Here is a 13,123-nt window from a genome sequence, read left to right on the forward strand (position 1 = left end):
GTCTAAAGTTAAGAGCTTAGCACTTCACGCGCTTTTTTGCTTTTTTTAATCATCATTGCCAAAAGCTGTACCGCAGCTGGCGTGACGCCGCTAATGCGACTGGCTTGGGCAAGCGTGGTTGGGCGCACTTTTTCAAGTTTTTGCACGATTTCATTGGAAAGCCCAGAGATATCATGATAAGTAAAATCGTCTGGAATCAGCGTGTGTTCAAGTTTTTTCATCTGACCGATTTCAACTTGCTGACGATCGATATAACCGGCGTATTTGACACCAATTTCTATTTGCTCACCCACTTCGGCAGACACGGGCGATTGGGTCAATTCGCTAATATCATCAAATGACACGTTCGGGCGTTTTAACAAATCAAGCGCGTTATTCTCTTTGGTCAGTACTTCGCCGGTTTTATCGATAAATGATTGACCCAGTGTATTAGTGGGCGTTGCCCAAAGCGAGCGTAAACGTGCAGTTTCTTGCTCAATCGCTGTCATTTTATCGCTATACACTTGCCAGCGCGCATCGTCCACCAGTCCTAAATCACGACCAATTTCTGTCAAGCGTTGATCGGCATTGTCTTCACGCAGTAGCAGACGGTATTCGGCACGACTGGTAAACATACGATACGGCTCTTTGGTGCCATTGGTGATGAGATCATCTACCAACACACCGATATAGGCTTGGTCGCGGCGCGGTGTCCAAGCATCCAGTCCTTGGGTGCGACGTGCGGCATTTAAGCCAGCTAAGATACCTTGCGCAGCGGCTTCTTCATACCCTGTCGTTCCATTGATTTGACCGGCAAAAAATAGGTTATCAATCGATTTGGTCTCAAGGCTTGGTTTAAGATTTTGTGGGTCAAAATAATCGTATTCAATCGCGTAGCCAGGACGCAAGATGTGCGCGTTTTCCAGTCCTTTCATCGAGCGGACTAAAGCCAACTGAATATCAAATGGTAAACTCGTTGAAATCCCATTGGGATAAAGCTCATGGGTGGTCAACCCTTCAGGCTCAATAAAAATCTGATGGCTGTCTTTATCAGCAAATCGATGAATTTTATCTTCAATCGATGGGCAATAACGGGGACCAATGCCTTCAATCACGCCTGAATACATGGGTGAGCGGTCCAGCCCACTGCGGATAATGTCATGGGTGCGTTCATTGGTATGGGTGATGTAGCAGTTGATTTGGCGCGGATGCATGGACACATCACCCAAATACGACATGACGGGCAGTGGTGTATCCCCTGGCTGCACGGTCATGACACTAAAATCTACCGTGCGCGCATCAATGCGTGGTGGCGTGCCTGTTTTTAAACGTCCAACCGGCAGCTTGAGTTCACGCAATCTATCTGCCAAACGGATAGAAGGCGGATCGCCTGCACGTCCCCCTTTGTGGTTTTCTAGTCCAATATGAATAGTACCACCTAAAAAAGTGCCAGAGGTCAACACCACTGCCCCGCAAGCAAATTCAATCCCTGATTGGGTAACAACAGCTACCGCTTTGCCAGTTTCAACCAAAATATCATCCGCCGCTTGTTGGAAAATATCCAAGTTTGGCTGATTCTCTAAGGTATGGCGAATCGCCGCTTTATATAAAATACGGTCTGCTTGCGCACGTGTAGCACGGACAGCGGCACCTTTACGGCTATTTAACACACGAAACTGAATCCCTGCTTTGTCGGTGGCAAGCGCCATAGCGCCGCCCAACGCATCGACTTCACGCACCAAATGTGACTTGCCAATCCCGCCAATCGCAGGATTACAGCTCATCTGTCCCAAGGTTTCAATATTATGCGTCAATAACAGCGTCTGTTGACCCATGCGTGCAGCAGCTAGCGCCGCTTCTGTGCCAGCATGACCGCCACCAATCACAATTACGTCGTAGATTTTAGGGTATTTCATCGTGTCACCCATCATTCGCTTGTCAATAAAAACTGACAATTATACCATGCTTAGACGGCTATCGATTATTTTTTTATCAATGCCAATCATTGAGCGTTTAAGGCGATAAGTTTGCTTCAACAATCACTAACCACATGACGAAAAAATCTAACTCATAAAAAAATCCAAGTCATTCGGCTTGGATTTTGATTGATTCGCGGATGCATAGTCATTGTGAATCGTTATTGTGAATCGATTTGGCTATCGCGGATGATTAGTAATTCGTCTTTTAAACTCGCGACTTTGAGTTCGTTGGCATCATTAAACACTTGGATATTAGCGCCTTTGCTATCTTTATAATCTTTATGACGACGAAAGTTGTGCTCAATTTCAAAACGAACCACCGTTTCAAGCAATGCTTGTAATTCTGCTAAGGTATAATGTTCCCACTGAATTTCAAGATGAGGGGCTAATTTACCTGTAATCATACGAACTTTACTGTCGATTTTGACAACTTTGGTGGTCATGCCGATGCTCCAATATTTTTATTAGTAATTATGAGTTTCATCAATAAATGCGACTGGATGAACTAGAGATTGCTTTAATGCTAACGGATTAACCGGCTTTTATCAAGCAAGATTCATAGACTGGGTAATCACCAACACCCCTATTTAAATGTCGATTAAATGAACTTGCCATGCGCCTCTATAGCTAATGCTATAAATTGTCTGTTCACTAGTGTAACCAGTCATTTAATGAAAAAATAGGCGCGCTAAACGCTCTTGGACCCCTAAAAACAGCCTCATCTTGATAAAATGCTGGTATCACATTGTCATCACTATAGCCAGGGATACCCATCACAGGTAACGGCTGAAAGCTTTTGGATGATAGCTTAACTGCATTATCCGCCAAATTTGGCATTGCCATTTGGTGGAATAGCTTAGCGATTGCCGTATCAAGCTGGTTTCTCTGACTGTCTATAGATTGCTCAAACCAACCCTCATCTACTAAAATCAGCAAGGTATGACTGGTGATATTTTTTCTTGGGTTAACCAATTTTTCAAGCAGGGCATGACCAAATGGAAAAAAGGCAATGGTACGATGTTGACCCAACCAATTTGTTCTATGCGTGACCAAAGCCGTTTTCCATTTAAATGCTTGTAACTGTTCAAGCAATAGTCTATCTGAACTCACCACAATGCCGCCATTTTCATCAAATACCGTTAACGCATTACGCAGCGCTGTTCTGGCGTTATGAATACCATGTCGCAAAATATCTTTGGCATGGCGTTCGTTAAATACCGCTTTGGACTGCGGAAAGTTTAGCCAAATTAAACCGTTCAGCAAATCATGGTGATTGTCACGGGTTGGAATTTTACCTGTGTTGGCAATAAAACTCTCATAAGCCTCACCCTCAGGCAGACACGCTTGCTCAACAAAGCGAATGGGTAATTTTTCAAAATTGCCTATACGGCTGTCGTTTACATGCTCATATCTATCCAAACCAGCATTCAATTTTTCAACAATATTGATAGCAGGGGCATGAGTATGTTTTGCGTCAAGCTTGGGAAAATTCGGAAAATAAGTCAAATAGTGATACCAAGGTTTATCAAAATCAATGCTGGCGTTGGTGGGATGAGTTGCTGACATAAATACAATCTGACAATATAAGAATAAGAAAAATAAGCGTAGGCTAAACCAAAAATATTAGCACACTTTTGGTTAACCCTATAATAGATAATTACCACCTACCAATCATTACCACCCAATCATAGCTAATGGTTTAGATACTGTTGACCTCAATCCATAAGGATATCGCAATTTTTTGAATAGCATGCCTTGTATAACCTGTTTTGCATAATAAGCGATTTTTAGCACGATGTTGCAAAACATCATATAATAAGATACAGTCATTCAAATTTTACCACCCAGTAGAAGTAGAGTTATTACATGCATATTTTTCTAGCTCGCAATAATGTGCAAGCCGGCCCTTATACCCTTGAACAACTCAATCAAATGCTTGCGACAGGGCAAGTGTTACTCACTGATTTGATGTGGCATCAAGGGATGGATAACTGGAACACAGTCAATGCGATGACGGATGGGCAATTTTTTTACCGTCCAACGATGGATGAAAGCTTGCCAGTCGATACCCACCAACGCGAGCAGCCCGCCTCTGATGAAGCAGATTATATTATTAACAACACGCCTAATCCTATATCGCCTTCAGAAGACGCTGAGAATGTTTGGGATCGGTATTCAGCGAATAACCCGCACAAATCTCCTAACCCTACCAAGGTCACATTGACCAAAAAACTTAGCTCAAACCAAGACATTGCTCATGCCAAAAAACAATTAGACCTTGCCAGCATCGGTAGTCGTATCGCAGCAAAATTGGTAGATACCCTGCTTATGGTATTGGCGTCGTCGCCCCTGTTCATCTCCCTGTATAACAGCCCAAATTTTGATAAGTTACTCAAATGGGCAGAAGCAGGACAAACCCGATTGACATCTGCCCAGCAGATGGAACTCATGTCAGCATTACCTGAGCACATATTGTTGTTGACCAATATTTTGGTATGGGGCTTAATGATTGCGCAAGTCCTATTATTGATGCGCCGTGGTCAGACTATCGGTAAGATGATAATGGGCATACGTATTTTGGATCGCCAATCCAATGCCATTCCTGGATTTTTTAACTTAATCATTATGCGTGGGTTATTTACCACATTGGCTTACTCTTTATCCATCTTTGGTTTGGTTGTGTTAGTCGTTGATTTGGTCATGATGCTCACCAGCAAAGAGCGATTAAGCTTACATGATAAAATCGCCAAAACTTATGTGGTACGTGCCGATGACACCCAAACCACGCCCCTTGCGTTAAAACCTGACTAAAGTGAATTAAAATCATCAAACCGTGTGGTATAACCATGCGGTTTTTTTAGGGTCAGTTGCCAACACGCCTCGCCACGCGCTAGGTATTTCACCTCAAAATGGGTGCGTTCACTATCATTGGGTACTTGGGTTTTCTCCACCGGTACTTGCCAAACCGTCTGTGCTTTATGCTCGGCTTCATCAATATAGCTTTCAATATTACTGGCAAGTATAAGCTCGCCACCTGGTTTTAACCGAGACAGCAACCACTCAAAAAACGGCATGTTGAGCCAGCGTTGGTTGGGATTATGCGGTTCTGGATTGGGATAAAGAATAAACACCCCTGACAAGCTTTGCGCGGGTACAGCATGGGTGACCCAAGCAATGGCATCGGCATGAATAGTGGTTAAATTAGACAACTTTGCTTGATTCGCCATTTTTTGCATGGCTTGATATTTTTCTGCCGTACGTTCAATCGCGATGAGATGGGCATTGGCATTATCACTGGCAAAACTCAAGGCATGCTTGCCTTTCCCTGCACCGATTTCAAGAAAAATGGCGGGTTGCTGCCAAAATGTTGCGGCAAGTGGCTGAAAATCTCTAGGATGACGGATACGATCGGGTTGAAACGGTCTGGTAAATTGATGACTTAGCATGAACAGTTGCTTGATTCGCCCAAAAAAAAGGATTTATAGTATACTATGGCAAATAATCCGATACACTATTTTTAAGAATACCTTTTGTTTATGTCTAAAACCGAGCACACCCCATCAAATGCACCTGTCAAAACTTACCCCTGTCCGCGCTGCGGCAAACCCACCGTTTGGGCAGATAATCCTACCAAGCCATTTTGCAGTGCACGCTGTAAGCTCATTGACTTAGGCGCTTGGGCGAATGAGGACTATAAAGTCGGTGGAGAAGACACCCCGTTTAGTGACGAATTAGACGCTTTTAAATAACGTAGATTTGATTGGTTAGTGATTTTTGCGCTAGCTATGATTTGCTAACTATGATTCGCTAACTATGATTAAAGGAATCCCCATGAGCTCTTATTTACTCCCCACCTATAAACGCCAGCCCATTAGCTTTGTCAAAGGTCAAGGTAGTTACCTTTATACCGCTGACGGAACGCCGTATTTGGATGCGTTAACAGGGATTGCTGTCTGTGGCCTGGGGCATTGTCATCCGCGTATCACTGCTGCGATTGCCGATCAAGCCGCAACGCTTGTGCATACTAGCAATCTTTTTGGTATTGATTGGCAAGAGCGCGCGGGTGAAAAGTTATGCCAAGTCGCAGGCATGGATAAAGTGTTTTTTGCCAATAGCGGTGCTGAGGCCAATGAAGCAGCATTAAAAATGGCGCGACTGTTTGCATCAAATCGTGGGCAAACCCAAGCCAAAGTGATTGTGATGGAAAAATCCTTTCATGGACGTACCCTACTGACGGTATCCGCCACCGCAAATCCAATGGCTAGAGCTGGATTTTTTACCTTAGATGATGATTTTATTCGTGTGCCTTTTGGGGATATTGAAGCGATTAGCCAAGCGATTGCCGATAACGACAATGTTTGCGCTGTGATGCTTGAGCCTATCCAAGGTGAAAGTGGCGTCAATACCGCTGCCAATGGCTTTGATTTTTTAACCCAAGTTCGCAAAGTTTGCGATGACCATGACTTATTAATGATTTTAGATGAGGTGCAAACAGGCAATGGTCGTACGGGGCGATACTTTGCTTATCAATATTCATCCATCAAACCTGATATTTTAACCACAGCAAAAGGGTTGGGGAATGGTTTTCCTGTGGGTGCTTGCATGACCAGCGCAAAAGCCAATGATATTTTTAGTTATGGCTCGCACGGCTCAACGTATGGTGGTACGCCGCTTGCTTGCCGTGTGGTTAGTGAAGTGATTGATGTCATTGATGATGAAAATGTGATGGCAACTACTCTTAGCAATAGCGCAGCGTTGATTGAGCAAATCACCAGTGAGCTGGGCAGCCAAGGGGTTACTGTACGCGGAACAGGCATGATGCTAGGGGTGGTGATGCCACAGGATCGCGGCATTGCATTTGATACCTTGGTCGATAAAGCGCGTGACAATCATCATCTAATCATCAATGTGGCAGGCGGTAATGCCATTCGTTTATTGCCACCGCTCAACATGAGTGCCGATGAAACCGCCCAAATCGGCGAGCGCCTCATTCACCTTATCCAATCAGCCCTGTATTAGACTCACCCATCAGTGAGTCTTTTGATTTTAGAAAAATAAGCTTGCACCGCCAAAGACCGTTTGATGGCATCTTAATTGGCAAGCCCACTATTGGCAAAGAAGTTGGCAACCAATCATAGATTTGCCGATTAATGTCGCAAGCTTTTAATCGCCCATACCATCGCAATGACAACCATCGCAATGGATGCACCATATAAAAAGGTATTGATATTTGCGCCACCTTCAACCGCTTGCTCCAAAAACAAAATCACTAAAATAATCATCGATACTTGCATCAAGTTAATCTTTAAGTCATGAAAATCTTTGATGCCTAACACGGTGAGAAAACGCGATTCTTGGGCAGGTTTATTGGAAATAAATAAACGATAATTGGCGATGGCAATCATTTGAAAACTCAATGCAATGAGTAAAATATCCAATGTTTTTAATAGATTGACCGCCAAAATTTGCCCATCTAATGGTTTGACGGTGGGATTGGTAAAAAAGTCAGAGAGTATATGAAAGATAATATTTAAGGACGCCATATAAAGCGTGACCGAAGATACTAAACTGACCATAATGGTTAGAAACACCAAATAACGGCTATTTTTAAACAGTTTTTCAATCATAAAAAATAAGCCTTTATCAAAAAGGCTTATTTTATCACACTCAAATTTTAGTATGGGGATTTTGTAATTGCCACAGGGGCTATCTTTTACCCAGATTATGCTTTACCTAAATTCGGAAATTTTACCGATAAAATCGCTGTCACTGTTAGCACAGCGGCAATAAAGCCTAACGAGATAGCCATCGGCACATGGAACACATCAAGCAGTAGCATTTTTGCGCCAATAAACACCAAGATGACACTAAGCGCATAAGGCAATAAATGGAATTTATCCGCCAAACCCGATAACAAGAAGAACATCGCCCGTAGACCCAAAATAGCCAGCAAGTTTGCCGTCAAAACAATAAACGGGTCGGTAGTGACCGCAAAAATTGCAGGAATCGAATCCACCGCAAAAATCACATCGGACAATTCAACCAAAATCAGCACCACCGCTAACGGGGTAAAATATTTAACGCCATTTTTCACCAACACAAACCGCTCTTGACCTGACGCATCATGACTGTCATCGCTGATTTTCAGATGTTTTTGTAAAAACTTATATAAGCCTGATTGCTTCGGGTCTTCTTGCTCATCGTGGTTTTGCCACATTTTTACACCCGTGTACAGCAAAAACGCACCGAAAATATATAAAATCCAGCTAAACTCCGTGACAAGCCAAGCCCCTGCAAAAATCATCACCGTCCGCATGACAATCGCACCAATCACCCCGTACAGTAAAATCTTCCGTTGCATCGCAGGCGACACCGCAAACGCCGCAAAAATCATCAACCATACAAAGACGTTATCAATGGCGAGCGATTTTTCCAGTAGATATCCTGTAAAAAACTCGCCCACTTTTTGAGTGGCGATAGCACCGCCAAAATTTTGTGATAGATACCACCATAGAGCGCCTGCAAACAGCACAGACACGCCCACCCAAATGGCACTCCAAATACCCGCTTGTTTCATCGAAACCGCTTCGCCATTTTTTGGGGTTTTAAAGGTAAAAAAATCAACCAATAACAGTATCGCTACGATAGCAAAGAACACAGCATATAGCATGGGACTGCCAATGCTCACGGGTTCTGTCATTTGATTCACTGCTGCAAGTAACATTATCGCTCCTTAGTGTGTATTTACAAACTATGGTTGGCAATAAGTCAAAGGATTTTGGAAAAACGCTAAGCACAAAAAAACCTTGACTCACACCGACCAAATATGTGGTTGTGTTAAGTCAAGGTCTGGCTTACTATTTGATAATTAGCTCAATATATGGCTAAAAAATAGCTGATTTACCGGTAAGCGGCTACTTACGTAATGACGATAAATCACAAACTGGTGAAGTGAGAAGTTACTCCCCTTGATAGCGATAATGTAGCAGATTAACGACGACTTATCAATTGAATTTATCAATCAGTACGTTTTGAATTTATTGTTTAAATTAGCTAGCGTATTAAGCGTTTAGACAGTTAATTAAATACTTCCCCCATACAGTTAGGATGGTAAACTAACAACCATGCGTAAAATTATTCATATCGATATGGATGCGTTCTTTGCCAGTGTTGAGCAACGGGATAATCCTGAGTTACAAGGTAAACCATTGGTGGTTGGCGGTGATCCCAATGGGCGCGGTGTCGTCGCAGCAGCAAGTTATGAGATACGCAAGTTTGGTGTGCATTCTGCCATGTCATGCTATCGAGCCCGCCAACTGTGCCCCCAAGCAATTTTTGTCAAACCACGCTTTGAGGTGTATCGTGAAGTTAGTGAGCAAATTCGTGCCATCATGCACCAATATACGCTACTGGTCGAACCTTTATCACTCGATGAGGCGTATCTGGATGTGACCGATAGCCCGTATGAAAAAAATTCTGCGACGCTAATCGCCAATCGCATTCGCCAACAGATTTTGCGACAAACGCAATTGACCGCTTCAGCAGGCGTGTCTTATAACAAAATGCTTGCCAAAATCGCGTCAGATTTAAATAAACCCAACGGTATCGCGGTGATTACACCCGAGCAAGGATTGGACTTTATCGCCAATTTACCGGTAAAAAAATTTCACGGGATTGGCAAAGCCACCGTCAAAATGTTGCATGACATGGGTATATTTACAGGATTGGATTTACGCAATACCCCAGCGGACGTATTAAAACAACGCTTTGGCAAACGGGGTGATTTCTTTCACCAGATTGCCCACGGTATTGATAATCGAGAGGTTAAAGCTGAGCGCAACCATAAATCTGTCGGTTCTGAGACAACGTTTGTCCACAATACCATGGATGATAAAGTCATTGTGGCTGCCCTATATCGCGAAAATAGCCAAGCGTTTAAAGATTTACAAAAAAAGCAGCGTAAAGCCCGCACCATCACCATTAAAATCAAATACAGCGATTTTAGTGTGACTACCCGCTCTCATAGTATTTCCTCCCACTTTGAGCAGGAATCTGATGCCCATTATTGGATTCAATGGCTATACGACCATACCCCAAAACTTTTACCCGTGCGTTTGGTTGGGGTAACTTATTCAAATTTGCTGCAAGCTGAAGCCCCAACACAGATGCCATTATTGTAAGCCACTATAAACCAAATTTTGCCAAGATATTTTTGTATGTGACCGTTTAAATAATTTTTATATAAAACCTAACAACAGCAAAACCCTGCTATATTGCAGGGTCTTACTTTATTGTTATCCTACTTAATTAAAATTAGATGAGTCTAACTTTAATCTAACGATGGTTAGGTAAGCTGTGCTACGTTAATTTTATTTGCTTCTTCAGTATACTCGCTCATACGGTCGAAGTTTAAGTATTTGTAGATATCGGCTGACATGCTGTTGAGCTTACCAGCATATTGTTGATATTCTTCGTTGGTAGGTAGCTTACCAAGTACCGCAGCCACCGACGCCAACTCGGCAGAAGCCAAGTACACGTTGGCACCTTGACCTAAACGGTTCGGGAAGTTACGGGTCGAAGTTGATACAGCCGTTGATTTTGGTGCGATACGCGCTTGGTTACCCATACACAGTGAACAACCTGGCATTTCAGTACGTGCGCCCGCTTGTGCATAGACATTGTATAGACCTTCATCCATCAATTGGCGTGCATCCATTTTAGTGGGTGGTGCAATCCATAGACGTGTGCTTAAGCTACCCGCAGGTACTTCTTTGAGCAACGCGCCCGCTGCACGGAAGTGACCGATGTTGGTCATACATGAACCGATGAATACTTCATCAATCATGTCGCCGGCAACGTCAGCCAAAGTTTTGGCGTCATCTGGGTCGTTTGGACAGCAAAGAATTGGTTCTTTGATGGCGCTCATATCGATAGTGATGTCAGCAGCATATTCTGCATCTGCATCAGCACGTAATAATGTTGGGTTGGCAAGCCAGCTTTCCATACCTTTGATACGGCGTGCAATCGTACGCGCATCGCCATAACCTTCAGAAATCATCCATTTGAGTAGGGTGATGTTTGACGTTAGGTATTCTTTTACTGACTCTTCAGACAAGGTAATAGTACAACCTGCGGCTGAACGTTCGGCAGAGGCATCTGATAATTCGAATGCTTGTTCAACGGTTAAGTCTTCTAAACCTTCGATTTCTAGGATACGGCCATTAAATACGTTTTTCTTACCGGCTTTCTCAACGGTCAATAACCCTTCTTTGATAGCTTGGTAAGGAATCGCATGTACCAAGTCACGCAAGGTGATACCAGGCTGCATTTCACCGACAAAACGTACACGAACTGATTCTGGCATATCTAATGGCATCACACCGGTTGCTGCAGCAAACGCCACTAGACCTGAACCTGCTGGGAATGAAATACCCATTGGGAAGCGAGTATGTGAGTCACCACCCGTACCAACGGTATCAGGCAATAGCATACGGTTGAGCCATGAGTGAATAATACCATCACCTGGACGTAATGATACACCGCCACGATTCATGATGAAGTCAGGGAGTGTGTGCTGAGTTTCTACATCGATTGGTTTTGGATAGGCTGCCGTATGACAGAATGATTGCATGACCAAATCTGCAGAGAAGCCTAAACAAGCCAAGTCTTTTAATTCGTCACGGGTCATAGGACCTGTGGTATCTTGCGAACCCACGGTGGTCATTTTTGGTTCACAGTAGGCACCAGGACGAATACCTTCTACGCCACAGGCTTTACCGACCATTTTTTGCGCTAAAGTATAGCCTTTACCGGTGTCTGCAGGTTGTTCTGGTTTTGCAAAAATGTCAGACGCGCCCAAACCTAAATATTCACGGGCTTTGTTGGTCAAGCCACGACCTACAATCAATGGAATACGACCACCGGCACGCACTTCATCGAGGAGCGTTGGTGATTTTAATTCAAAAGTTGCGAGCACTTCGTCAGAATCATGTTTGGTAATTTTGCCGTCATGTGGGTAGATATCAAATACATCACCCATGTTAAGTTTGCTAACATCCACTTCGATAGGTAATGAGCCCGCATCTTCCATGGTGTTGAAGAAAATCGGTGCGATTTTACCACCCAATACCAGGCCGCCGGCACGTTTGTTTGGCACGCCTTGGATATCATCACCCATTAACCACAATACCGAGTTAGTCGCTGATTTACGGCTTGAACCGGTACCGACCACATCACCCACATATGCCAATGGAATACCGTCTTTTTTCATCTCTTCGATTTGTTTCATCGGGCCAATCACGCCGTCTTGGTCTGGCACAATACCTTCACGCGCATTTTTTAGCATGGCTAATGCGTGCAGTGGGATGTCTGGACGTGACCATGCATCTTGGGCAGGTGACAAATCATCGGTATTGGTTTCACCGGTGACTTTGAAGGTTTTGTAAGTGGCTTTTTTTGGCACTTCTGGACGGCTGGTGAACCATTCGGCGTTTGCCCAAGATTGTAACACTTCTTTGGCCACTTCATTGCCCGCTTCCGCTTTTTCAGTGACATCATTAAAGGCATCAAATACCAGTAAGGTTTTTTTCAGCGCGTCGCCCGCAGCTTTCGCCAATTCTTTGTCGTCTAATGCTTGGATTAATGGTTCAACGTTGTAGCCACCTTGCATATGACCCAATAATTCAATCGCTTTTAGTTTTGAAATCAGGGGAGAAGTGGTTTCGCCTTTAACGATGGCTGCTAGAAATGCCGCTTTAACATACGCTGCTTGGTCAACCCCAGGTGGAATACGGTTTTCTAATAAGTCTATAAGTGTCGCTTCTTCACCCGCTGGTGGATTTTTTAATAATTCGACCAAATCAGCCGTTTGCTGTTCGTTAAGTGGCTGTGGCACAATACCCTGTGCCGCACGATTTTCGACGTGTTTACGATAGTTCTCTAGCATGAATCGTCCTCATAGTCATGTAAGATTATTGTGTTAACCATGCGTCTGCAAGCCCTCTTCACAACACAGTTGAATTTTGAAATGGCTACTAGCCAGCATGGCTTTGGCTAAAAAATTTAACCCTTCTAATATACTTGAAATGTGATGAAATGTTAATGAGAAAATACGTTTTTGTTAACATAGCCATTATTTTTTAAAAAAATAGCCCAATAATTTTTAA

11 protein-coding genes are annotated in these 13,123 nt (G+C 43.5%); 4 read left to right on the forward strand and 7 right to left on the reverse strand.

The window, feature by feature from the left end:
• Nucleotides 1-8: 8 nt before the first annotated feature.
• The 3 genes from mnmG to RT422_RS03690 form a co-directional block, all read right to left on the reverse strand.
• Nucleotides 9-1,895: a tRNA uridine-5-carboxymethylaminomethyl(34) synthesis enzyme MnmG gene (gene mnmG / locus RT422_RS03680; protein WP_313421327.1), complete on the reverse strand. Its 1,887-nt coding sequence runs from the start codon at nucleotides 1,893-1,895 to the stop codon at nucleotides 9-11.
• A gap of 221 nt (nucleotides 1,896-2,116) precedes the next feature.
• The gene (locus tag RT422_RS03685) at nucleotides 2,117-2,401 is read right to left on the reverse strand and encodes a hypothetical protein (RefSeq protein ID WP_313421328.1); all 285 of its coding nucleotides are present in this window, start codon (nucleotides 2,399-2,401) and stop codon (nucleotides 2,117-2,119) included.
• 208 nt (nucleotides 2,402-2,609) lie between these two features.
• Entirely contained in the window at nucleotides 2,610-3,524 is a 915-nt protein-coding gene (locus RT422_RS03690; RefSeq protein ID WP_313421329.1) for a DUF3025 domain-containing protein, read from the reverse strand.
• A gap of 300 nt (nucleotides 3,525-3,824) precedes the next feature.
• On the opposite strand from RT422_RS03690, the gene RT422_RS03695 reads away from it, so the two are divergent.
• Complete coding sequence (locus RT422_RS03695) at nucleotides 3,825-4,769, forward strand: RDD family protein (RefSeq protein WP_313421330.1); 945 nt, start codon at nucleotides 3,825-3,827, stop codon at nucleotides 4,767-4,769.
• On the opposite strand, the gene RT422_RS03700 is transcribed toward RT422_RS03695, so the two are convergent.
• Nucleotides 4,766-5,404, reverse strand: a complete 639-nt coding sequence (locus RT422_RS03700; RefSeq protein ID WP_313421332.1) for a methyltransferase domain-containing protein — start codon at nucleotides 5,402-5,404, stop codon at nucleotides 4,766-4,768. The genes RT422_RS03695 and RT422_RS03700 overlap by 4 nt on opposite strands.
• Nucleotides 5,405-5,494: 90 nt before the next feature.
• Between RT422_RS03700 and RT422_RS03705 the strand changes: the two genes are divergently transcribed.
• On the forward strand, nucleotides 5,495-5,707 hold the full coding sequence (locus RT422_RS03705; protein WP_284034145.1) for a DNA gyrase inhibitor YacG: 213 nt from the start codon (nucleotides 5,495-5,497) through the stop codon (nucleotides 5,705-5,707).
• An 82-nt stretch (nucleotides 5,708-5,789) separates the two neighbouring features.
• Complete coding sequence (locus RT422_RS03710) at nucleotides 5,790-6,977, forward strand: aspartate aminotransferase family protein (RefSeq protein WP_313421333.1); 1,188 nt, start codon at nucleotides 5,790-5,792, stop codon at nucleotides 6,975-6,977.
• A gap of 128 nt (nucleotides 6,978-7,105) precedes the next feature.
• Here the strand turns inward: RT422_RS03710 and RT422_RS03715 are convergent, their stop codons facing one another.
• Both RT422_RS03715 and RT422_RS03720 read right to left on the reverse strand, forming a co-directional pair.
• On the reverse strand, nucleotides 7,106-7,585 hold the full coding sequence (locus RT422_RS03715) for a YqhA family protein (RefSeq protein WP_313421334.1): 480 nt from the start codon (nucleotides 7,583-7,585) through the stop codon (nucleotides 7,106-7,108).
• 95 nt (nucleotides 7,586-7,680) lie between these two features.
• Nucleotides 7,681-8,682 (reverse strand): TerC family protein, encoded by a 1,002-nt coding sequence (locus RT422_RS03720; protein WP_313421335.1) that lies wholly within the window; start codon nucleotides 8,680-8,682, stop codon nucleotides 7,681-7,683.
• A 400-nt stretch (nucleotides 8,683-9,082) separates the two neighbouring features.
• Here RT422_RS03720 and dinB point away from each other — a divergent pair, with 400 nt between their 5' ends.
• A complete protein-coding gene (gene dinB, locus RT422_RS03725; protein WP_313421336.1) occupies nucleotides 9,083-10,138 on the forward strand; it encodes a DNA polymerase IV in 1,056 nt (351 codons plus the stop codon).
• A 164-nt stretch (nucleotides 10,139-10,302) separates the two neighbouring features.
• On the opposite strand, the gene acnB is transcribed toward dinB, so the two are convergent.
• Nucleotides 10,303-12,903 carry a bifunctional aconitate hydratase 2/2-methylisocitrate dehydratase gene (acnB, locus tag RT422_RS03730; RefSeq protein ID WP_313421337.1) on the reverse strand — a complete coding sequence of 867 codons (2,601 nt, stop codon included), beginning with the start codon at nucleotides 12,901-12,903 and terminating at the stop codon, nucleotides 10,303-10,305.
• Between the last annotated feature and the right edge of the window lie 220 nt (nucleotides 12,904-13,123).

Origin of the sequence: Moraxella sp. CTOTU49803, from assembly GCF_032097965.1 — a bacterium.
GTDB lineage: Bacteria > Pseudomonadota > Gammaproteobacteria > Pseudomonadales > Moraxellaceae > Faucicola > Faucicola tetraodonis.